This window comes from Saccharibacillus sp. WB 17 (assembly GCF_008634075.2).
Classification (GTDB): Bacteria; Bacillota; Bacilli; order Paenibacillales; family Paenibacillaceae; genus Saccharibacillus; species Saccharibacillus brassicae.
In genome coordinates, this window is record NZ_VPFK02000047.1 from 165,879 (window position 1) to 187,046 (window position 21,168).

Below are 21,168 nucleotides of genomic sequence, written 5' to 3' on the forward strand. Positions count from 1 at the left end.
TTTTCCGAATGCACGCCAACGCCTGTTCGACGGGCCGTACGGACATTCTTGCTTGATCTTCAGGCGGGCGGCGAGCTTCCGGTCCGGCAGTCGCGCGGCAGCCGGTTATGTATGCCTTCATGCGGATTTCGGCTTCCCGCCTTTGCCCGGACCCAACCCAATTGCCCACCTAAATGAGATTCGTTATCAACAGTATAGCAGGCCAAAAATTTCGCGTCTATAAAAAAGGGAAACCGGATGCCGCCGGCGGGCCGATTCCCCTGCACATTCGGAGCCGAAACGGACGGTCAGCGGACGCAAAACGGGCATGGAAAGAGCACAAAATGGTCACGGAACAGGTACAAAAAAAACGCCTTGTCACGCAGCGGCGTCAGGTTTCAAATTCTTTTTCCATTGTTTAATAATATTGTCTGTCATCTGATTGGAGACGTCCATGTTGGGGTAATGTAACCTATAATCTCAATAATATAAGTATAAGGTATAAAGAATAAGCAGCAAGGGGGCCGGCATCATGGCAGGACATGAAATTAAAAAGGCCGTATTCAAGGAAGAGGTCCTTCGTCTGCATCTGATTAGCGGAGAATTTTATACGGGGCCGTGTTATCCCGATTTGACCAACAACAGCTTTTTCAAAATAAGTACTTCCGAGAAAACTTTCTCGCTTCCTTACTGGGCGGTCAAACGTTTCGAACGTCTGCACTGACTCTTTCGATTTTAAATAAATCTTTCATGCTTGGCCTCATGCCACACACTCGATTCGATCATTCCGGACTCCGTCGACGCATCCTGCGCCGGCGGGGTCTTTATGCGTCGTTTATTTAAGTTTATTTGTTTTTCACGGACACATATCATTTGCAGGTTTTTTTCCGATATAACAGTCATAACCTACAAATGTATGCCGTTTGCGTTTCCTGCCTGAAACGGAACGTCCGAGGAGGATGCTTATGTTGTCGAAAGTGCTGTACCCGTTCACGTCCGTGCTGTCCCGATTGAAATATGCCCAGAAGTTCGTGCTGATCAGCGTGCTGTTCGCTGTTCCGCTCGCGCTGCTGTTTGCTCTCTGGTTCAGCGCTACCCAGTCCAAAATCCAGGCGACCGAACTGGAGAAAAAAGGACTGACGCAGATCGAAGCCGCTCTGCCGTTCATGCTGTCGATCCAGCAGCACCGCGGCCAGGCCAATGCGCTGCTCAGCGGAGGCGGAGCCGACAGCCAGCGCAAGCTGGACGAAATCTCCGCCCAGACCGACGCCAACGCCGCGCTTGTCACGCAGGCCGAAGGACAATCGGGCCTGCCCGGCTCGGCCGCCGAATGGCAGCGGCTCTCCGGCGAGTGGACGGCGCTCGAAGCCGAGACCGCTTCTCTGTCTGCCGCGGACAGCTTCGCCCGCCACAGCGAACTGGTCGGGCAGCTGCTCGACTTCATGATCAAAAGCGCCGACGAATCCGGCTTGTCGCTCGATACGGAAATCGATTCGTTCTATCTGATGGACATCGTCGTCAAACGGCTGCCGACTCTGATCGAAGGGACCGCCCAAATCCGCGGCAGCGGGAACGGCATACTGACCAAGCGCCAGGCTTCGCCGGAAGCGCGGACCGATACGGCCGTCAAGAAGGCCCAGGCGGCTGCCGAACTCAAGCAGTTGAACGCGGCGCTCGCGAAGTTCGCGACGTTGAACCCCGAAGCGGAAGCACAGATCGAAGCTGCGGCGCAGACGACGGCCGCTTCGATCGATTCGTTCCTGTCGTTGGCGCAGAGCCAACTGTTCGACGATCCGACCTTGTCTTCGGACCCGGCTGCCTTCTTCTCGGCGGGAACTTCGACGATCGACGAAGCGCACGCGCTGTTCGGGCAGTCGACCGCGACGCTCGACTTGCTGTTCGATCAGCGGATCGACCGCCTGGAGACGCAGCGCAATCTCGTCGTTGCCATCATCGCGCTGGCCCTGCTGCTCGTGCTGCTGTTCTACGCCGCGTTCTACCTCAGCGTAAGCTCGACCGTTCGCCTGCTGCGCGAACATTCCGCCGATATGGCCAGTGGCGACTTGTCGCAGCGGATCGCGATCGGCACCCGCGACGAGCTGGGCCAGGTCGGCGACTCGTTCAACCGGATGATCGAAGCGCTGAACAAGACGCTGCGCGGCAGCCAGGAAGCTTCCGAACAGTCCGCCGCTTCTTCGGAGCAGCTGAGCGAAGTATCGCGCGAGTCGTCCCTGGCCATGCGCCAGGTCGCTTCGGCCGTTCAGGCCGTCGCCGAAGGGTCCGAGAATCAGCGGCGCATGACCGAAGACACGGCGCTCGCCATGAGCGAGATGGCGACGGGCATCGCCCGGATCGCGGAATCGTCCGCCGCGGTCGCCGAGTCGGCCGCCGAGACGTCGCAGCGCGCCGATGCCGGCGACCGGGAACTTGCGGCCGCCGTCGGGCAGATGCGCAGCATTCGCGAATCGGTCAGCCTGTCGACCGGCAGCGTCTCGCGTCTCGACGCGCATTCGCAGCAGATCGACGACATCGTCGAGTCGATCAAGACGATCGCCCGGCAGACGCAGCTGCTGTCGCTGAACGCCAATATCGAAGCGGCCCGGGCCGGCGAGCACGGCCGGGGCTTCGCCGTCGTCGCGTCCGAAGTCGGCAAGCTCGCGGAGCAGACCCGCGGTTCGGTCGAGACGATCTCGCTGCGCATCGGCGATATTCGCGGCCTGATCGGCGAGACGGTCCAGCTGATGCAGCGGACCGACGCCGAGACGGCCGAAGGGCTGACGTTTATCGACCGCGCCAGCAGCGCGATTGGCCAGATCGGCCAGTCGGCCCGGGTCGTGAACGACCAGGTGCAGGAAATTTCCGCGGCTTCCCAGCAAATCTCCGCCGGCGTGGAACAGGTCACGGCTTCGGTGTCGGAAGTGGCCCGCGTCGCGCAGCATTCGTCGGAAGAATCGCAGACGATGGCGGCCGCCACGCAGCAGCAGTTGGCCGCTCTGGAAGAGATCGGCAGCGCGGCCGGCGAATTGAGCGATATGGCCGCCGGGCTGCAGGAAGACCTTGGATTCTTCAAGCTGTCGGCCGCCCAATAACCGATCGGAAAGAAGGTAGTCCGCATGCCCGATTCTCCCTCCCCTTCCTTGCGGCTGCGCACTGCGCAGTCGTGGAACGAAGAACTTTGGACGCAAGTCCGTCCCGTTTACGAAGCTTCTTTTCCCGAGCATATTCGCAAGCCGGAACGGATCGTCCGCCGCATGCTGGAGCGCATGGACGCTTTCTTGCACGAAGGCAGTCTGGGCGGCGTTCCGTGTGCGATGGCGCTTACCGGACTCAGCGCCGACCGGCGGCTGCTGATCGTCGATTACCTCGCGGTGTCGCCGGATCGGCGCGAGAGCGGTATCGGCCGGCACATGGTCGAAGCGCTGGCGCAGTGGGCCCAAGAGACGCACGGCGTGCACGGCCTGCTGATCGAAGCCGAAGCGGACGACAGCGAAGAAGGCCGCGGCCGCGTGCGCTTCTGGGAAAACTGCGGCTTCGTCTCGACAGAATACGTGCACCATTACGTATGGGTGCCGGAGCGGTACCGGGCCATGCTGCTTGATCTGCAGGGCGCGGACGTTCCGCCGGCGGACCGGCTGCCGAGAGACGGCCGGACTCTGTTCGCTTACATCGAAGCGTTTCATCAATCGAGTTTTGCACGTTAGAAAAAGACTTCCGGCCGCTTGCGCCGGAAGTCTTTTTTGACGTATGCACGCAGGTGCGAGGCACGTGCGGGGCACGGCCTGCCGGCTGCTGGTCGCGAGCACGGAGCGTGTGCCGGAATACGGTTTGGCGCGGCAGCGCCGGCAGCGCTCATTCCGCGACCACGACGCGGTTGCGCCCGCCGCGCTTGGCAGCGTAGAGCGCGTCGTCGACGCGCTTGAACAGCTGCCGCACCGGCTCGCCCGCGGCTGCGGCGGCCGCGCCGAAGCTTGCGGTCACCGTGCCGGCTTCGCGGAAATCGGTCTGCTCCAGCTCGGCCCGAATCCGTTCGGCCAAGCGCCCCGCCTCCTGTGCGGCGGCAGCGCGGATCAGAATCAAAAATTCTTCGCCGCCCCAGCGGCCGGCGGCGACGTTGCCGCCCACATGGCCTTGCAGCAGCTGCGCGGTACGGCGCAGCACCGCATCCCCGCTCAGATGGCCATGCGTATCGTTGATGCCTTTGAACCGGTCGATATCGAGCAGAATAAGCGCAAACGCTTCTTCACCGCTCTCCGCGCGCTGCATCGCTCCGCTCAGCAGATCTTCCATTTTGCCGCGGTTGTGCAGCCCGGTCAGCCGGTCGGTCTGCATCAGCTGCTGCATCTCCTGGTTGGCCTGCTCCAGCTCCCCGACCACGACGCCGACGAACTTGGCCAGCCGGCTCGTCATTTCCATCTGTTTCGTTCCGGCCGGCCGGTCCGAAGATTCCGGCAGCGCAGCCGAAGACTTGGCCGGACGCCCTTCGCGCATCGCCACGGCGACCAGGCTCGCGTTGTGCAGCTGTACGTCTTCACCCTGCCCGTAAAACTCGCCGTACGTATACATCCCCGCGGCGGGCGCAAACTGCTGGAAAGATTCCGTTTCCAGATTTACCGCTTCCTGCAGATACACCTGGCGGCAGTAGCAGGAGAACAACAAAATGCCCTGCGGCTCGAATTCGCCCAGATCTTTCCGGATGTCTTCCGGAGTCAGCATGATATGACTGGGCGTTCCGTAACCGAGCCGCACCTGTTCGCCCACGTGCACGTCCGCCGCCAGATGCAGGGAACCGTTTTCTCCCCGGGCGACCGGCACCCTGGCAATCAGCTTGTCCCCGCGCTGCAGGATCAAAGGAAACTCCAGCATGTGCTGGAAAAAATACTCGTCGTTGCGGATGCCCAAATACTTCTCGTACACTTCCGCCGCCGGAATGCCGTCCAGCGTTTTGATCCATTTGGGATCTACGATCTCCGTCACCGTCATCTTGCGGCTGAGCGGCTCCCAGCCCATATAATCGCGGACCTTGATCTCCAGTTCGTCGCCCGAGAACGCCACGACCGCCGCTCCGTCCCGGTAAGTCCGCCCGCCGGCAATGACCCAGGACTCCCCGTTATTGTCATACGAGGCGGCGCCGGCGCCGAACACCGGCACGCTGCCAAGGCTTCCACGCATGCCGCCCAGCAGCTCCGCGCCGTCCATGCGCTGCGACGTCGCATAGAGCAGCAGCCCTTTGACGGACGAACTCCCGACCCGTTCCGATATGGCCCGCCCGAGGCGGCGTCCCGCTTCCTCTTCTTCCCCTTTGCGGCACGGCTCGGAAAAAAGATGCAGTTCCGACGTTTCGAAAAAAGAAAAGACGACGATCGTGCGATGAAACACGAACTGGCCTTCGTAAATCTCTCCCGACGTCGTCGTGCCCGTGACGATCGCGCCCGGAAAACTGCGGCAAATTTCCGTATGCAGCGGCTCCGATACTTCCGGATCGAGGGCAGAGGCGAAAAATTGGATCAGGACCGAACGGCTGCGCCGCGCATGCGCCAGCAGTTCGGGATCTTTCAAGCAAGCGCGGAATTGTTCCATTCCGGCGAAATCGAACAACGTTTGAAACATGATGACCAAACCCCCTCCGAATCGGACCGTTTTGTGATACTCACGGCCGATATGCCTCCTCTAATATCGGTATTTCACGTACAAATCGCAATCCCTGACGGGTAACATGGGCGAAGATACGCACGCGAAAAACCGGGTCTCCCTACGGAGCCCCGGTTCTTCGCTTCATCCGGTATGTTCGGCCGAAGCCGAAGTCCGCTTCGCCCGAATCCGCCGCGAGCCTGCGCGTTTTGTCCGGCCTGCGCCTAATGGGGAGCGCAGCCGTGGTGCTGGAACAGGCCGCACATATATTCGAGCGCTTCAAGTTCGTCTTTGCCGCGCGCGCTGATTCGGACCATACTGCCGTCATGGATCGGCAGCAGCATCATGCCGAGCAGACTTTTCACGTCCACGATCCGCTGGTTGTTCTCGTCTCCGAACGCGAGCTTGATGTCCGAAGCGAACTGCGAAGCCTGCGATGAAATTCGGAGCAGTTCGTCACGATCGAAGTCGCCCTCGATCTTGAATTCATGTACTCTCATAGGTGACTCTCCTCTTTTGTGTAATCGCTTGATACCGCTTCCATTTATTGGGATGCCTACATCTTCTTTGGCGGTAAGCGGTACCCCATCTATTTATATCGGTTTGGCTTACCGAATCGTGAACGGTTGGCGGCCGTTTCCCGCCTGGCGTGCGCAAGAGCCATCAATGCCGGCTCGTACTGAATCTTTATCCACTTTGACGCGGCTTGAAACGACGAAAACGCAGCCGGAAGCGGTGGGCTTCCGACTGCGTCGTCCTTACTCTGCGGCTTCCGCCCCGGCCGGATTTTGCGTGCTCGCCAGGCCGAGCGTCACTCTCGATTCCCAGCTGGTCGAGCCTCCTTCGCCGTCGCGAAAATCAAGCCGGACCGCTCCGGTGCGGCCCGTCTGTTCTTCCCCGTAGCGATACCCGATGCGCTGTCCGTCCATATCGACGAAAAATCCGTTCGTGCCCGATTCGCCGGCCAGAACCGCATCGTGATAAGTCGACGTGACGCGGTCCGTGTCGACCGCCGGGGCAGCCTCGCTGCCGGAAGTCGAACCCGACGCGGTCCCTGCCGCGCCCGCTTCGCCCTGCGACGCGGCCGATCCGCCGGACAGTCCGCCCGCGGCCGGCACGCCGGAGACGACAGGCCCGGTGCCGGCTGCATCGCCTTCGGCATCCGGCTCCCACGTCAGGCTGGAGAGCGAATAGCCGGACGGCAGCCGCAGCAGGTCGAAGCGCACCGTCCGCTCCGAGTCGGTCCGCGTGATGCTCACTTCGATCGGATCGGCGTCCGCGCCGTTATTCGAATCGCCCGGCGAAGCGTCATCGGACGATTCCCCGTCCGTTTCCGCCGCTTCGCCGCTGCCGGCGGCGCTGGGCTCGGTACCGTCGGCCTGCCCGGAAGTTTCGTCGGAAACTTCATTGGACATTTCTTCGGAAGCTGGATCGGAAGATGGGCTCTGCTCGGCGTCTTCCGCCGAAGACTCCGACCCGGCCTCGCCTGCACCGGCCGCTTGTTCGTCTTCGCCCACGGCTGCCGATTCCTCCTGCGCCTGCTGCTCCGCCTGCCGGCTGGCCGTTTGCTCCATTTCGTCCGCCTGCGGCCCGAACCGGATACAGCCTCCGAGCAGCAGCACCGTACACAGCGCGGCGCCGGCCGCCCACGGCTTCAACGCCCGCAGACGCAGGGCGGCATCTGCTGCGGCCGGCGGCGCGACCTGCGCCTGTGAATGTCTGTTCGATGCCGCCACGTTGGCCTGTTTCTTCATCTCATACTCCTCCTTCCCCGCGCTTTGCTTCGCGGCTCCATCGCTCCATCTGTTCTTTTACCACGTCTCCGATCGTTCGAAGCCCTTCCCCGATCCGTTCTTCCGGCACGCGCGAAAAGCCGATCCGCATCGTATTGTGCCCTTTGCCGTCGGTAAAAAAAATATCGCCGGGCGTAAACACCACGCCGCGAACCTGGCAGGCCGCCAGCACTTCGCGGGCATTCAGCCGTTCGTCGAGTTCGACGAACACATGCAGGCCGCCTTCGCCGCTCATGCTTTTCATCGGAATATGCTCCCGGCAGCCCTGCACGGCCAACTCGTATTTGCGCTTGTATTCGGTGCGTGCCCGCTTCAGGTACCGTTCGAAATTGCCGTTGTGCAAATATTGGAACAACAGCGCCTGGTCGAGCGTCGACGTATGAATGGTCCGGGCTCGCTTGAGGCTTTCCAGATAGCCGATCAGCTCGCGGTCCGCCACGATCCAGCCGACCCGAATGCCGGGGAACAGAATCTTGGAGAAGCTCCCGATATACGCGACGGAATTGCCGACGCCCGCGCAGGCGATCAGCGGAGCGGCATGCGCGCCGGAGTAGCGCAGTTCCTCGTTGAACCCGTCTTCGACGATCGGCACTTCGTGCTCGCCGAGCAGGCGCAGCAGTTCCATCCGTTTCTCCGGCGAAGTGACGATTCCGGTCGGATTGTGGTAGGACGGCGTGAGATAGGCGAGATCGAAGCCGCCTTCGCCGAGCGTCCGTTCCAGCTCGTCCATGTCCATTCCGTCCGGCTCGAGCGTTACGCCGACCGGCTCGAAGCCGTGCAGCTTCATCAGCTTGATCGCCGTCTGGTGCGTCGGATTCTCGCACAGGATTCGCCCGCTGCGCCGGCCGATCGCGGTCAGCATCAGGTCGAATCCTTCGGTGAATCCGTTCGTGATTAAAAGGTCTTTGCCTTCGGTCTCGACCCCTTTGCTGCCCATATAAGCCGTCAAATATTGAATCAGCGGCCGATACCCCTGCGCATAGCCGTAATTCAGCAGCACATCCCCTTCGAGCGCCATCCGGTCGAGAAAAGCGCGCTTGAACCCGTTTACGTCGAACAGACGCTCGTCGGGCGCGATGCTCGTGAACGCGATCATCCCTTTTTCCCAGCGGATGCCGTGCTTCATCAAGTCCATTTCTTCCGACAAAAAAGCTTGCGGGCTGAGCCGGTCGCGCCAGCGGATCAAGCCCGGCGGCTCGGCCGGATGCAGCGCGGCGCGCGAGACAAAGTTGCCTCGTCCCTTAACCGCTTCGATCCAGCCGGTGCGCTCCAACGCTTCGTACGCGCTGATGACCGTCGTGCGGCTGACGCCAAGCTGGCCGGCCAATTCGCGCGTGGAAGGCAGCTTGTGATGCAGCGGCATCAAGCCTTGCGCGATCAGCGTTTCGATATATCCTTTTAACTGCATATAAGCGGGGCTGTCGCCGTCCGTTCTGAAATCGTTAAACATTCGCTCAACTCCTCGCCTTCTATCATTCCATAGATGGCGCGCAAAGAAAAGAACCGCGAAACCCGACGTTTGCGGCGAAGGTGGACGTTCAATTTTCCAGGTAACGGTACAGCGTCGACTTGCTGATGCCGGTCTCTTCCTTGATCTGCGCCAGAGTATGCTGCCGGCTTTCGTACATCTGGATCGCTTTTCTCACATTGTCGTCCAGTTTGCGCGGCCGGCCCGATTTGATGCCTTTTTGCTTCGCTTCGTACATGCCCCGCTTCGTATGTTCGCTGACCACGTCCGTTTGCAGCTCCAGCAGCGCGTGCGCATGGGCGCGAAACGCCTCGCCGGCCGCCTCGCGCGTATCGATCCGTTCGTGCAGCGCGACCAACCGGGCTTTTTTGTCATTCAGCGCATCCAGCACTTCGACCAGATGCCGGGTAGAGTCCGCAAGCGCGAACAGCCGGGCCACGACGAGCACGTCTTCTTCGCGCAAACCGTCCAGCACCTTGTCCAATTCGATCCTGCGCTTGGCCGAAGCATGTTCTTCCGCCACTATAATATCGCAGCCTTCGGAGTCCAGAAGCTCGCGCTGACGCGTACCCGATTCGTCGTCCGAATAAGGTCGGATATAGCCTGTTTTCATTCTCATTCTCTCCTTGCTCCCTATCCGAAATTCCATACCCAAAAAATAAATGCACTCAAACAAGAACCAAAAAGGTTCCATTTTGGGACATTCCATGCTACGATCAAGGCAAAAAGGAGGGCCTCAATCCCATGTCTACACTCAAAACCGAATGGTTTTCCAATGTCAGAGGCGACGTGCTGGCGGGCATCGTCGTCGCGCTGGCTCTGATTCCCGAAGCGATCGCGTTCTCGATCATCGCCGGAGTCGATCCGATGGTCGGGCTGTACGCCTCGTTCTGCATCGCGGTTATTACCGCCTTCATCGGCGGAAGACCGGGTATGATCTCCGCCGCTACCGGCGCGATGGCGCTGCTCATGGTTCCGCTCGTTCGCGACCACGGCGTGCAGTACCTGCTGGCCGCTACGCTGCTGACCGGCGTTATCCAGTACCTGCTTGGGGTACTGAAGATCGCCAGGCTGATGAAATTTATCCCCAGAGCCGTCATGATCGGCTTCGTCAACGCGTTGGCCATCCTGATCTTCATGGCGCAGGTTCCGCATTTCTTCGGTATCTCTACCTTAACCTATGTATTCGTCGCGGTCACCCTTCTTATCGTATACGGACTGCCGCGTTTTTTCAAAGCCGTGCCTTCGCCGCTCGTCGCTATCGCCTTGCTGACCGCGGTCGCGATCTTCGGTCATGCGCAGATCGGCACGGTCGGCGATCTCGGTCTGATCACGCAGTCGCTTCCTTCGTTTCTCATTCCGGACGTTCCGTTTAATCTGGTGACGCTGATGATCATCCTGCCGGTCTCGGTCTCGCTTGCGATCGTCGGCCTGGTCGAGTCGCTGCTGACCGCTTCGATCGTGGACGACATGACCGGAACGGGCAGCAGCAAAAACAAAGAAGCCCGCGGACAGGGCATCGCCAACTTCGTTACCGGATTTTTCGGCGGCATGGCCGGCTGCGCGATGATCGGACAATCCGTCATCAACGTCAAGTCGGGCGGACGCGGCCGGTTGTCCACGCTCGTGGCCGGCGTGTTCCTCATGTTCCTGATTCTCGTCCTCGGCGGAGTCGTCGTACGCATCCCGATGCCCGTGCTCGCCGGAATCATGATCATGGTGTCGATCGGCACGTTCGACTGGGGCTCGTTCTCGTATATGCGCAAAGCTCCGAAAAGCGACGTCTCGGTCATGCTCGTCACGGTGACGATCGTCGTGCTGACCGACAATCTGGCACTCGGCGTGCTGGCGGGCGTCCTGCTCAGCGCGATCTTGTTCGCGGCCCAAATCTCCCGTATTCAGGTCGCGCAGCACGTATCCGGCGGCACGACCGTGTACGCCGTCCGAGGCCAGCTGTTTTTCGCTTCCGCGGCCTCTTTCGTCGACGCTTTCGATTTCGAACTTGCGGACACACAGATCGTGCTGGACTTCTCGGAAGCCCAGATCTGGGACGATTCCGGCGTAGGCGCGCTCGACAAAGTCATGATCCGCTATCGGGCGTGCGGCCATGCGGTCGAAGTCTGGGGCCTGAACCCGTCCAGTGAGAAGATACTGCGCAGGCTGGCCGTCTATCGGGACGCCACGGCCTCGTTGAAGTCGCATTGATCGCATGAACATGAATGGAGGGAAAAGAATTGAATAATTTCTCGATGATTCATCTTGTTTTTCTAGCTGTAGGGAGTTTGATTTTATTCGTAGGTATCAATTATTTGTTTTTAAAAAGACTTCCAAGTTTGAGAACCCTGTCTATCCTTTTAAGCTTGTTCACTCTTTTTATTCTGATCATGTACTTTTTTAGCTCAAGAGGAAGTGCAAGTTGGATGATGCTTTTGAGTGGTCTTGTAGCCGTAGCCCTTTTATGGACAGGACCTGTTCTTACATCAAAACGGAACAAGAAACAGACTTAGACTGATCAGCATCACGCATTCCCGCTTGATCCCAGCAGCTTTTCCATAATCGTCACGTCGATCTCCCGGCCGTCCAGAATGCCCTGCTTCTCGAACGTCCCAACGGTCCGATAGCCCGATTTGCGGTACAGCCGCTGGCCGGCCGTATTGAACGGGAACGTCGCCAGCACGATTTTGCGGAAAGATTCCCGGCGCGCCTGTTGTTCCACAGCGGCAAGCAGCTGCGTGCCGACGCCGGTTCCCCGATGCGCGCGCCCGATATAGATCGACAGATCGGCTACGCCGTCGTAGGCGCTGCGCGGCGAATACGGATTGAGCGCCGCCCAGCCGACCACTTCCCCGGAGCGCTCGGCCGCGAGCGCTTTGTACCGCTTCTGATGCGCCGCAAACCATTCTTCGATATACGCAAAATCTTTGGGCTCCGTCTCCAGCGTCGCGAGCCGATCTTCGATGCCTTCATTATAGATGCGCAGCACGCCTTGCAGGTCTTCTGGCCGAACGAGACGAATCGCGGCTGGCCAAGCGGAAGAAGAAGTCATAAGCCGTTTTCCCCTTTCTTTTACTGCCCGGTGCGGGCAAAAGTATGAATCCGCTCGCCGATCTGGTCGCGGACGTGTTGGAAAACGGCCCATTTCTCTTCGTCGGTACCTTGCGCTTTGGCCGGATCATCGAACCCCCAATGTTCGCGGCGGATATGAGGCGGCGTAATCGGACATTTGTCGGCAGCATCTCCGCACAGCGTGACGATAAAATCGGCGTTGTTCAAAATTTGCGGATCGATCACGTCGGACTTCTGATCGGAAATATCAAGACCCACTTCGCTCATCGCTTTGACCGCGTTCGGGTTCAGGCCGTGGGCTTCAATACCCGCGCTGAGTACGTTCCATTCTTCGCCCAGGTATTTTTTGCCCCAAGCTTCTGCCATCTGACTTCTGCAAGAATTGCCGGTACAGAGAAAATAAAGTGTTTTTTGAGTCATGAGTAAGTCTCTCCTTTTTCCGGTCCATGCCGGATCTGATTGTTAGAATGCCACGCCGATTAGCTACCTGCGATTATACGACCAACAGCCACAAATACAGACCGACCAGCGTAATAAACAGCGTCGGTACCGTAAGGATGATACCGGTCTTAAAGTACACGCCCCACGGAATTTTGATCCCTTTGGTACTCAGTACATGCAGCCACAGCAGCGTCGCGAGCGACCCGATCGGCGTAATCTTAGGACCCAGATCGGCTCCGATGACGTTGGCGTAGATCAGCGCTTCCCGGATACGATCCGAAGTCGTCGTGGCGTCGATCGCCAGCGCATCGATCAGCACCGTCGGCATATTGTTCATGACGGAAGACAATACGGCGGCCAGGAAGCCCATCCCGATCGTGGCGATAAACAGCCCTTCGTCGGCCAGCACCTGAATGACTCCGGCGAGCGTATCCGTAAGTCCGGCGTTACGCAGTCCGTAGACGACCACGTACATCCCGATGGAGAAAAAGACGATTGACCACGGCGCGCCTTTGACCACCTGCGGAACCGGCACGACCGGACTTTTCATAGCCAGCAGCAGGAAAAAAAACGCAATGATGCCTGCCACGACCGAGACCGGAATTTCGAAAAACTCGCAGACGAAGTAGCCGATCAGCAGAAGAGCAAGTACCAGCCACGACCACTTGAACATTCTCGGATCGAGAACCGCTTCACTCGGACGTTTGAGCTGCTTCGCATCGAACGTTCTTGGAATGCTTTTACGGAAAAACAGATACAACACAAGGATACTGGCCGCCAAAGCGAAGAAGTTCGGCACGACCATATGCTGCGCGTACTCCAGAAATGTAATCCCAAAGTAGTCGGCCGAAACGATATTCACCAGGTTGCTGACCACGAGCGGAAGCGACGTCGTATCGGCGATAAATCCGCTGGCGATAATAAACGGGAAGATCTGCTTCTCGTTCAGATTTAACGCTCTTACCATCGCGAGTACGATTGGGGTCAAGATCAACGCGGCACCGTCGTTGGCGAAGAATGCGGCGACCAGCGCACCGAGTACGCTGATATAGATAAACATTCGGAGCCCGTTACCGCCTGCGGCGCGCGCCATATGAAGCGCAGCCCATTCGAAAAATCCGATGCGGTCGAGAATCAGGGAGATCAGAATAATCGCCACAAAGGCTAGCGTCGCGTTCCAGACGATCTGGGTAACGTCCCGGACATCCTGAAAATCAACAACGCCGAGCAGCAAGGCTGCAAGCGCTCCGCCGCAGGCCGGCCACCCGATCGACAGCCCTTTTGGCTGCCAGATCACCAGCGTTAACGTCACCAGAAAAATCAGACTCGCCGCAATCGTCAAAAACAAATCGGTTCCCCTCCGTTATCCGCCCAAAAAGGCGCAGTCCTGTTTGCTTCAGTCTATTCAAGTGGTGCGACATTAGTATATAAGCATATGCTTATATACGCAACAAAGAATGACCGAGCAGGCATTCCCTTATCGAGGATGCCCCTGTTAGTCGCAGCACGACTTCAATGGATCTTTTTGCAAAGCAGCCAGCAGTTCGGCCGTATCCGGCACCTGATCCAGCACGCTCTGCACGTACGGCTTGTCGGCCACATTCAACGAATAATGCACCCACTGCCCGCGCCGCGCTTCGCTCACCAGGCCGTGCAGCTTGAGCTTGCGCATATGCTGGCTGACAGCGGGCTGGCTCATCTCCAGCACGTCGACCAGGTCGCAGACGCACCATTCCCGCTCCTGGAGCAGGATCAGAATAGTCAGCCGGGTCTTGTCTCCCATCACTTTCAATTTCTCCGCCATCTCTTCTACCCACATGTCGATCCTTCCTTTCGCCGTCGCTTGCCGTTTGCGTTTCTCTACCGCCATTTTACCCGAACCGGCCGGCTTTGGCGAGTTCCAGGCTTGGCGTCATTGACAGCCTCCCCCCTCCGCCGTACACTAACGCGGTACAAGATCGAGACGAAAGGACGCAGCACATATGAATTCCCGGCAAAAAAAATGTACGAACCGAACCGGATTCGGCGTCAGCCTGGCCGATTTATTGAAATGGATCGTGCTGGGCAGCGCGGTCGGGCTGTTGACGGGCAGCGCGTCCGCCTTTTTCCTCGCCAGCCTCGATTGGGTGACCGAACTGCGGCTCGGCCATCCGTGGCTGCTGTTCCTGCTGCCTGCGGGCGGCGCGCTGGTCAGCTGGCTCTACCTGAAATACGGCCGCGACAGCGGCAGAGGCAACAACCTGATTCTGGATCGTATCCACGATAACGGACCCGATCCGATTCCGCTGCGCATGGCGCCGCTCGTCTTGTTCGGCACGCTGCTCTCGCATCTTCTCGGCGCGTCCGTCGGCCGGGAAGGAACGGCGGTGCAGATGGGCGGCAGCCTGGCCGAAGCGGTCGGCCGGCTGTTCCGGGTCGGCCCCGCCGACCGCACCCTCCTGCTGATCTGCGGAATCAGCGGCGGCTTCGGTTCGATCTTCGGCACGCCGCTGGCCGGGACGCTGTTTGGGCTGGAGGTGCTTGCGATCGGACTGATCCGCCACGAAGCGCTCGTGCCGGCTTTTGTCGCCAGCTTCGCCGGCCATCTGGTCACCGTCTCGCTGTGGGGCGTCACGCATGCGCATTATTCGCTTGGCGCCGTGCCCGCCCTGTCCGCTTCCGTACTGCTAAAAGTCGTCGCGGCGTCTATCGTATTCGGCCTGATTGGCCGGGCGTTCGGCGAAGTCACGCATGCGCTCAAGCGAGGCTTTGCCCGCCTGCTGAAGAACCCCGTTCTGCGCAGCGCCGTCGGCGGGACGGTCGTGATCGGGCTCGTCTACGCGCTCGGCACGCGCGAGTATCTGGGACTGGGCCTGCCGCTGATCCAGGCTTCGCTTGCCGATCACGGCGACGTGTCCCCGCTTGCTTTTCTCGGCAAATTCGTGTTCACGGCACTCAGTCTCGGCGCCGGCTTCCAGGGAGGCGAAGTGACGCCCTTGTTCGCGATCGGCGCGACGCTCGGGCATACGCTGGCGGGACTGCTTCAGCTCTATGCGCCGTTTCTCGCGGCGCTCGGCTTTATCGCCGTCTTCTGCGGAGCGACGAACACGCCGATCGCCTGCTTCTTGATGGGCATCGAACTGTTCGGCGCAGACGCGGCGATCTATCTGTTTGTCGCCTGCATCGTCAGCTACGCCTTTTCCGGACACGGCGGCATCTATCCTTCGCAGCGTATCGGCGTGTCCAAGTTCCGCGGCCTGTCTTTTCCGCCGGGCACGACGTTGGAATCCGCGCGGAGCAGTCGGCAAAAAGACCGCCAGGAGGCGGCCAAAGAAGAAGAAGAAACACCGTCCCGGCCGGCGAAGCGCTAGAACGGACCACGGCGCCGGCCATTCCTTGCGCCTACGTACAAGACGCGCAAGGATGGACGCTGTGCGCATACGCATTTGCTTTGTGGATCAACCGGTGTTTGAGCAAATCGTAAATGCCCGACTCGTCGAGCGGCTTGAGCAGATAGTCTTCCGCGCCGAGTCGAATCGCTTTTTGAATATCGCGAAAATTTTTGCAGGCCGATATGACGACCCAGCTCGCTTTCGAAGAAAAATTGCCGTGCCGCTCGATAAACGTCAAACCGTTCATTTCGCGCATGTCGATTTCCGAAAAGACGATATGTATCGGCACCGCACGCATCAGATTCAACGCTTCCTGCGGCGAAGACACTTCAAAAATGGTACACGCCGCATCGAATTGATGGACTCCTTTTTCGATGGCCCCGTTGACATAAGGATCGTCGGCGATGATCAGAACGTTCATCTCGGTCACACTCCTAAGGGGATATGGGCAGTTCTAAAATGTAAGGTATCAAAATTGTATAAGATTACGCTCTCTTTTGCTCCGAAAATCGGGTATGATACTATCAATATCGTATAAAGTTTGGAGAGTGACCTTATGTATGGAGCCCTTGAGCTGTTTTCCGATTTGTCCGAACGGCTGAAATACAATGTGCCCGATTTTCCGATCTGCGTCTATCGGGGCTCGCTGCGCTTTTTCGATACGAACGCTTTCGCTTACCATTGGCATGCGGATCTGGAATTCGTGTGGATTCTCGAAGGATCGATGGACTATGTCGTGAATGGGCAGAAGATCCATCTGGGCCGCGGAGACGGCATCTTCGTCAACAGCAAACGCCTGCACCGCGGATCTTCGACCGGCAGCGAACACTGCGTGTACATCGTCGTGACCGTCCATCCGATGCTGCTCGGCGAGAACACGTTCGCGGGCAAAGTCTATCTCGACCAAAAATTCGGCCATACGGCGGAAGATTTCCTGTTCCTCTCTTCGGGCGTGCCTTGGCAGCAGAACGTGCTGAACCTGCTCGGCGGCATGCACGAGTCGATGCTTGGCGCTCCGGACAATCTGCTGCATCTGCTGGCGCAGGCCGTCTCCCTGTGCGCCTGCACAGCCGATCGGATTCGGGAAAACTCTGTCGAACCGGTCGAAGCCGACCAGTTGGCGATCATTCATCGCATGACCGATTATATCCACCAGCGCTACGAATCCAAGCTTACGATCGACGAGATCGCGGCCGCCGGTTCCGTATGCCGCAGCCGCTGCTGCGAGCTGTTCAAACGGCATGTCCATCTGACGCCGAACCATTACTTGACCCGGTACCGCATCCGGAAAAGCTGCGAGATGCTCAAGGAGACAAGCCGGCCCGTCTCCGAAATCTCGCTGGCGTGCGGCTTCCAGACTTCCAGCTATTTCTCGCACGTGTTCCGCAAACAGATCGGGCAGACGCCGCAGGATTACCGCAAGCAGGCGCCGGCGTTGCCGGCCTGACGAGCGTGGCAGCCCAAAAAGAAGCCTGCATAGGGATGAGGCTTCTTTTTGGGCTGCCTATTTAGAGATCCAGTTCGTATAACCGGGCCGAGACCGGATGAGTCAGCGTGACACGCAGCTCCCGAAGGGCCGCGTCCCACTCTACCGCGCTGTCCGCCTCGTTCGGATACGCCTGCCGGAACTTCACCTCGTTGTCGCCGAAGTGTTCCAGCGGAATGCCGATGCTCTCGGCTCCGCCCATTCGCCACACGGCCAGATATGTACGTTCGGCGCCCTGCATGCCGAAAGCCATCCAGCCGTCGCCGAACGTCGGCAGACCCAGCGGCCAGAACGGACGGCACCGTTTGAGATCTTGCCGGATCGTTTTGTAATACGCGATCGCTTCGCGGATCAGTTCGAAGCGGTCGTCCGAAATTTCCGCCAGATGGCCGCTTTGATGAATACGAAGCAGCAGCGTATTCACCATATTCATGACCACTTCTTCGCGGCTGCCGGTTCGAAGCGGATACGACCATACCGCGGCCTGCTCGGGCGTGACGGCCGAAGCGGACGCGGCGGCGATGACCGCGTTTTTCAAATAATCGGTCTGGTCGCTGGTCGATTGAATACTGTGTCGGCTGAGCAGCGCGTAATCCATACGCAGCCCGCCGCTGCCGCAGTTCTCGATCACGAGGTCCGGGTACGTGACGAAGACGCGGTCCAGCCATTTGAGGTAAGCGGCGTTATGCTGGAGCAGCCCGTCGCCGAAACTGTCCGCCTGCCATTCGGTGCCGACTCCGGCGTTGATATTGTAGTCCATTTTGATATAGCCGACGCCGTAATCTTCGACCAGCCGTTGGACGACCCGATCGGCATGCTCGATGACGCCGGGATGGCGGAAATCGAGCTGGTAACGCGAATGGTCGATGACCCGTTTGCCGTGGCGAACGAAGAACCATTCCTGCGGTACTTGATCCGCGAGCATACATGCCGTGCCCATCACTTCGAGTTCGAGCCATAACCCGGGCACCATGCCGCGGGAACGAATATGGTTCAACACTTCTTCGATGCCGCCGGGGAACCGGGCCGGAGAAGGCAGCCATTCGCCGACCCCGTCCCACCAATACCCGTCCGAATACCAGCCGCAGTCGATGCAGTAATATTCGCAGCCCGCTTTGGCCGCCGCGTCGATCAGCGGAATCAGCGCTTCGGTCGTCGGTTCGCCGAACAGGCAGTTCATGTAATCGTTGAAAATGACCGGCAGCTGTTCGTTGTCTTCGTTCGGTCGTCGAATCCGGCGCCGGTAGTCTGTCATGACGCCGAGCGCCGATTCCAGTCCGCCGCTCACGAAAGCGACGCTGACCGGCACGGTGACGAAATGTTCGCCGGGCTTGAGGTTTTTCCACCATTGATGCTCCTGCTCGGTCGGACCGCCCGCTTGCACGTAGAGCACGTCGGCGATATCGCTCAGCTCCCACTGCCACGACCCTTGATGTTCGATCTGCCAGACCATACCGCGCCCCGTTACCGTATTTTCCAAATAAGCCATCGGCAAATACTGCGAAGTCGACCATGTGCCTGTGGACTGTATGGCGATTCTTTTCATCGAAAATTCGTTGACATGATGCAGCCCGAGTTCCCCGAGCGTATCGTGCTTCCACTGGGCTTCGCCGTACCACGTATTGTGCGGAATCGACAGCCGGAACTTCTCGTCGCGCCGGCCCGAATCGTCGTCCAACACTCCCGTGCAGGCAAACGAAGACACATATTCCAGCCCGATCTCCGTATCGCTTGCGTTGAACACTTCGGTCCAGCAGCGAACCGCGGGCAGGCCGTCGAAAAATTGAAGATGGCAGCGGACTTCGAGCCGCGTGAGCGGATCGGACAGCTCCACGGTCAACCGCCGTCCCTGCGCATGCCGCCGATCGGCCAACCGGCCGAACGTCAGCCGTTTGGCGGGCAGCGTGCCGGTATGCTTCGACCCGTGATGATCGTCGTGATTTTCTCCGCTCGCCTGAATTTCCGTCAGCCTGAACTTGGACCGTTTCTTCTCGGGCCACGATTGGGCTGCTTCGGCACGGTCGAGCCCCATATGCAGCAGGCGCACGTCCCCGCTCTCCGTCACTTCCAACAGCACGTGCAGTCCGTTTTCTTCGATTTCGATCCATGAAGATTGCGTTGTCATGTGTGCCTCCTTGAGATCAGCCTTTGACCGAACCGGCCGTCATTCCTTCCACGAGGAACCGCTGCATAAACAAGAACATGAGCACGACCGGAATGACGCTCAGCACCGACGACGCCATCAGGCTGCCCCAATCGGTCTGGTACAGCCCTTTGAACAAGTTGATTCCGGGCGTCAGCGTCCGATGCGCTTCGTCGTTGATGAACACGAAGCCGAACATGAATTCGTTCCACGCATTGAGAAAAGCGAACATCGCGGCCGCTACCAGACTCGGCAGCGAGACCGGCAGCAAGATCCGGAAGATGAGGCCGACCCGCGAGCAGCCGTCCAGTTCGGCCGATTCTTCCATTTCCAGCGGTACGGAATCGAAAAACCCTTTCAGCATGAACGTGCACAGCGGCACCGTAAACGTCGTGTACGCCAGAATCAACGAAGAATACGTGTTGATCAAATCGACGCGCTGCATGATCAGGTACAGCGGAATGAGCAGCAGCACCCCCGGAATCATCTGCGACAGCAGCATCGCCACGCCGAACGATTTGACGAGACGAAACCGCGTGAACCGGCTCAGAGCGTATCCGGCGAACACCGAAATCAATAGCGACAGCAGCGTCACCGCGACCGCCACGTACACGCTATTTTTGAAAAAAGTCAAAAAGCTCGACTGCGTCAGCACGTTGACGAAATGGTCCAGCGTCGGATGCGAGACGACAAAGCTTGGAGTGACCGAACGGATCTCCGCCGCCGGTTTGAACGAAGTGGAGACCATCCACAGAAACGGAAACAAGCTGTAAAAAGCAAACCCGAGCAGAACGACATAAGTCACGATTTGAAAAAAAATTTTTTTGCTCTTACCCATCAACATGGCGCGGCCTCTCCTTTCCTGCGGTTCAGCGTTTCGTTTTGCGGGAAGTATTCATGAAGTTAATCAGGAACACGATCATCATAAATCCAAGCATCATGGAAGCCAAAGCGGACGCCTGGCCGAAATTGTAGTCCTGCATGGCATAGCGGTAAATCTGGATCGGAAGCGTCTCCGTCGCGTACAGCGGGCCGCCTTCGGTCATGACCCAGATGAAATCGAAGTTGATCGCTGTCCAGATCAGGTGAATAAACACGATGGTGACCGATACGGTCTTGAGCTGCGGCAGCACGATGCTGAAAAAGCGTCTGCGCACGCCCGCTCCGTCGATTGCCGCCGCTTCCAGCGTATCGCGCGATACCGACTGCAAGCCGGCAAGCAAGCTAATCGTAAAGAAAGGGAAGCTGCGCCAAATATTGACGAAGATGACGGTCAGCAGCGCCGTATCCATCTCGCCGAGCCAGTAATACGATTGCTCCAGCAGGCCGACTTTGACGAGCAGATAGTTGATGATGCCGAAGTCCGGGTCCAGCATCCAGCTCCATGTCATGCCGGCAACCACGATCGGCACGACCCAGGGGATGATAACGATGCCGCGGAACACGGCTCTGAAACGAATATTTTGATTCAAGGCCAACGCCGAGATCAGGCCGAGCACGTACTCGCCGGCTACCGACAGCAGCGTCCACACGACGGTGTTGCGAAGCGCGGCTTGAAAGTTTTCGTTTTGGAGCACGGAGGCATAGTTTTGCAAGCCCGCGAATCCCTGCATGCTTGCATTGAGCATATTGTTAAAATAAAAGCTGTCCCGAATGACGGTGAGCAGCGGATAAGCGTTCATCGCCACGAAGAACAAAGAGGCGGGAATGATAAAATATAAAGCGATCCGGCGCAATCTTTTCTCACGTAATGTCAATGTGTTCACCACTTTTACGATTGGATTAAGAACAAA

19 protein-coding genes are annotated in these 21,168 nt (G+C 58.7%); 6 read left to right on the forward strand and 13 right to left on the reverse strand.

Features of this window, described 5'->3' with window-relative positions; all coding sequences use genetic code 11:
- The first annotated feature begins 511 nt into the window (after positions 1-511).
- The 3 genes from FTE24_RS22620 (at position 512) to FTE24_RS22630 (ending at position 3,680) form a co-directional block, all read left to right on the forward strand.
- A complete protein-coding gene (locus FTE24_RS22620) occupies positions 512-703 on the forward strand; it encodes a hypothetical protein (protein ID WP_150228594.1) in 192 nt (63 codons plus the stop codon).
- 241 nt (positions 704-944) lie between these two features.
- On the forward strand, positions 945-3,068 hold the full coding sequence (locus FTE24_RS22625) for a methyl-accepting chemotaxis protein (RefSeq protein ID WP_160441870.1): 2,124 nt from the start codon (positions 945-947) through the stop codon (positions 3,066-3,068).
- A gap of 24 nt (positions 3,069-3,092) precedes the next feature.
- Positions 3,093-3,680, forward strand: a complete 588-nt coding sequence (locus FTE24_RS22630; RefSeq protein ID WP_150228590.1) for a GNAT family N-acetyltransferase — start codon at positions 3,093-3,095, stop codon at positions 3,678-3,680.
- 148 nt (positions 3,681-3,828) lie between these two features.
- On the opposite strand, the gene FTE24_RS22635 is transcribed toward FTE24_RS22630, so the two are convergent.
- From FTE24_RS22635 to FTE24_RS22655, 5 genes are all read right to left on the reverse strand, one after another.
- A complete protein-coding gene (locus FTE24_RS22635) occupies positions 3,829-5,586 on the reverse strand; it encodes a sensor domain-containing diguanylate cyclase (protein ID WP_150228588.1) in 1,758 nt (585 codons plus the stop codon).
- Positions 5,587-5,831: 245 nt separating this feature from the next.
- Positions 5,832-6,107, reverse strand: coding sequence for an HPr family phosphocarrier protein (locus FTE24_RS22640; RefSeq protein WP_150228586.1), 276 nt, complete (start codon positions 6,105-6,107; stop codon positions 5,832-5,834).
- A 258-nt stretch (positions 6,108-6,365) separates the two neighbouring features.
- Entirely contained in the window at positions 6,366-7,361 is a 996-nt protein-coding gene (locus FTE24_RS22645; RefSeq protein ID WP_150228584.1) for a hypothetical protein, read from the reverse strand.
- A 1-nt stretch (position 7,362) separates the two neighbouring features.
- Complete coding sequence (locus FTE24_RS22650; RefSeq protein ID WP_150228582.1) at positions 7,363-8,850, reverse strand: aminotransferase-like domain-containing protein; 1,488 nt, start codon at positions 8,848-8,850, stop codon at positions 7,363-7,365.
- A gap of 88 nt (positions 8,851-8,938) precedes the next feature.
- On the reverse strand, positions 8,939-9,487 hold the full coding sequence (locus tag FTE24_RS22655; protein ID WP_237401894.1) for a recombinase family protein: 549 nt from the start codon (positions 9,485-9,487) through the stop codon (positions 8,939-8,941).
- A 125-nt stretch (positions 9,488-9,612) separates the two neighbouring features.
- Here FTE24_RS22655 and FTE24_RS22660 point away from each other — a divergent pair, with 125 nt between their 5' ends.
- Positions 9,613-11,073, forward strand: a complete 1,461-nt coding sequence (locus FTE24_RS22660) for a SulP family inorganic anion transporter (RefSeq protein WP_150228579.1) — start codon at positions 9,613-9,615, stop codon at positions 11,071-11,073.
- 313 nt (positions 11,074-11,386) lie between these two features.
- On the opposite strand, the gene FTE24_RS22665 is transcribed toward FTE24_RS22660, so the two are convergent.
- The 4 genes from FTE24_RS22665 to FTE24_RS22680 all read right to left on the reverse strand — a co-directional run bounded on the left by FTE24_RS22665 (position 11,387) and on the right by FTE24_RS22680 (position 14,194).
- On the reverse strand, positions 11,387-11,914 hold the full coding sequence (locus FTE24_RS22665; protein ID WP_150228577.1) for an arsinothricin resistance N-acetyltransferase ArsN1 family A: 528 nt from the start codon (positions 11,912-11,914) through the stop codon (positions 11,387-11,389).
- A 20-nt stretch (positions 11,915-11,934) separates the two neighbouring features.
- On the reverse strand, positions 11,935-12,354 hold the full coding sequence (gene arsC / locus FTE24_RS22670; RefSeq protein WP_150228575.1) for an arsenate reductase (thioredoxin): 420 nt from the start codon (positions 12,352-12,354) through the stop codon (positions 11,935-11,937).
- Between the two features lie 73 nt (positions 12,355-12,427).
- Positions 12,428-13,723 (reverse strand): arsenic transporter, encoded by a 1,296-nt coding sequence (locus FTE24_RS22675; protein WP_415663166.1) that lies wholly within the window; start codon positions 13,721-13,723, stop codon positions 12,428-12,430.
- A 147-nt stretch (positions 13,724-13,870) separates the two neighbouring features.
- The gene (locus FTE24_RS22680; RefSeq protein ID WP_150228573.1) at positions 13,871-14,194 is read right to left on the reverse strand and encodes an ArsR/SmtB family transcription factor; all 324 of its coding nucleotides are present in this window, start codon (positions 14,192-14,194) and stop codon (positions 13,871-13,873) included.
- A 163-nt stretch (positions 14,195-14,357) separates the two neighbouring features.
- Here FTE24_RS22680 and FTE24_RS22685 point away from each other — a divergent pair, with 163 nt between their 5' ends.
- Positions 14,358-15,725 (forward strand): voltage-gated chloride channel family protein, encoded by a 1,368-nt coding sequence (locus tag FTE24_RS22685; RefSeq protein ID WP_150228571.1) that lies wholly within the window; start codon positions 14,358-14,360, stop codon positions 15,723-15,725.
- 31 nt (positions 15,726-15,756) lie between these two features.
- Here FTE24_RS22685 and FTE24_RS22690 read toward each other — a convergent pair whose 3' ends face one another.
- Positions 15,757-16,167 carry a response regulator transcription factor gene (locus FTE24_RS22690; RefSeq protein ID WP_150228569.1) on the reverse strand — a complete coding sequence of 137 codons (411 nt, stop codon included), beginning with the start codon at positions 16,165-16,167 and terminating at the stop codon, positions 15,757-15,759.
- A gap of 135 nt (positions 16,168-16,302) precedes the next feature.
- On the opposite strand from FTE24_RS22690, the gene FTE24_RS22695 reads away from it, so the two are divergent.
- Positions 16,303-17,193, forward strand: coding sequence for an AraC family transcriptional regulator (locus FTE24_RS22695; RefSeq protein WP_150228568.1), 891 nt, complete (start codon positions 16,303-16,305; stop codon positions 17,191-17,193).
- A 61-nt stretch (positions 17,194-17,254) separates the two neighbouring features.
- Here the strand turns inward: FTE24_RS22695 and FTE24_RS22700 are convergent, their stop codons facing one another.
- Genes FTE24_RS22700 through FTE24_RS22710 form a run of 3 tightly spaced genes read right to left on the reverse strand, consistent with a single transcriptional unit; the run spans position 17,255 to position 21,132 of the window.
- Positions 17,255-19,357 (reverse strand): glycoside hydrolase family 36 protein, encoded by a 2,103-nt coding sequence (locus FTE24_RS22700; protein WP_150228566.1) that lies wholly within the window; start codon positions 19,355-19,357, stop codon positions 17,255-17,257.
- Between the two features lie 16 nt (positions 19,358-19,373).
- Positions 19,374-20,219, reverse strand: coding sequence for a carbohydrate ABC transporter permease (locus tag FTE24_RS22705; protein WP_150228564.1), 846 nt, complete (start codon positions 20,217-20,219; stop codon positions 19,374-19,376).
- Positions 20,220-20,244: 25 nt separating this feature from the next.
- Positions 20,245-21,132, reverse strand: coding sequence for a carbohydrate ABC transporter permease (locus FTE24_RS22710; RefSeq protein WP_237401895.1), 888 nt, complete (start codon positions 21,130-21,132; stop codon positions 20,245-20,247).
- Positions 21,133-21,168: the final 36 nt, after the last annotated feature.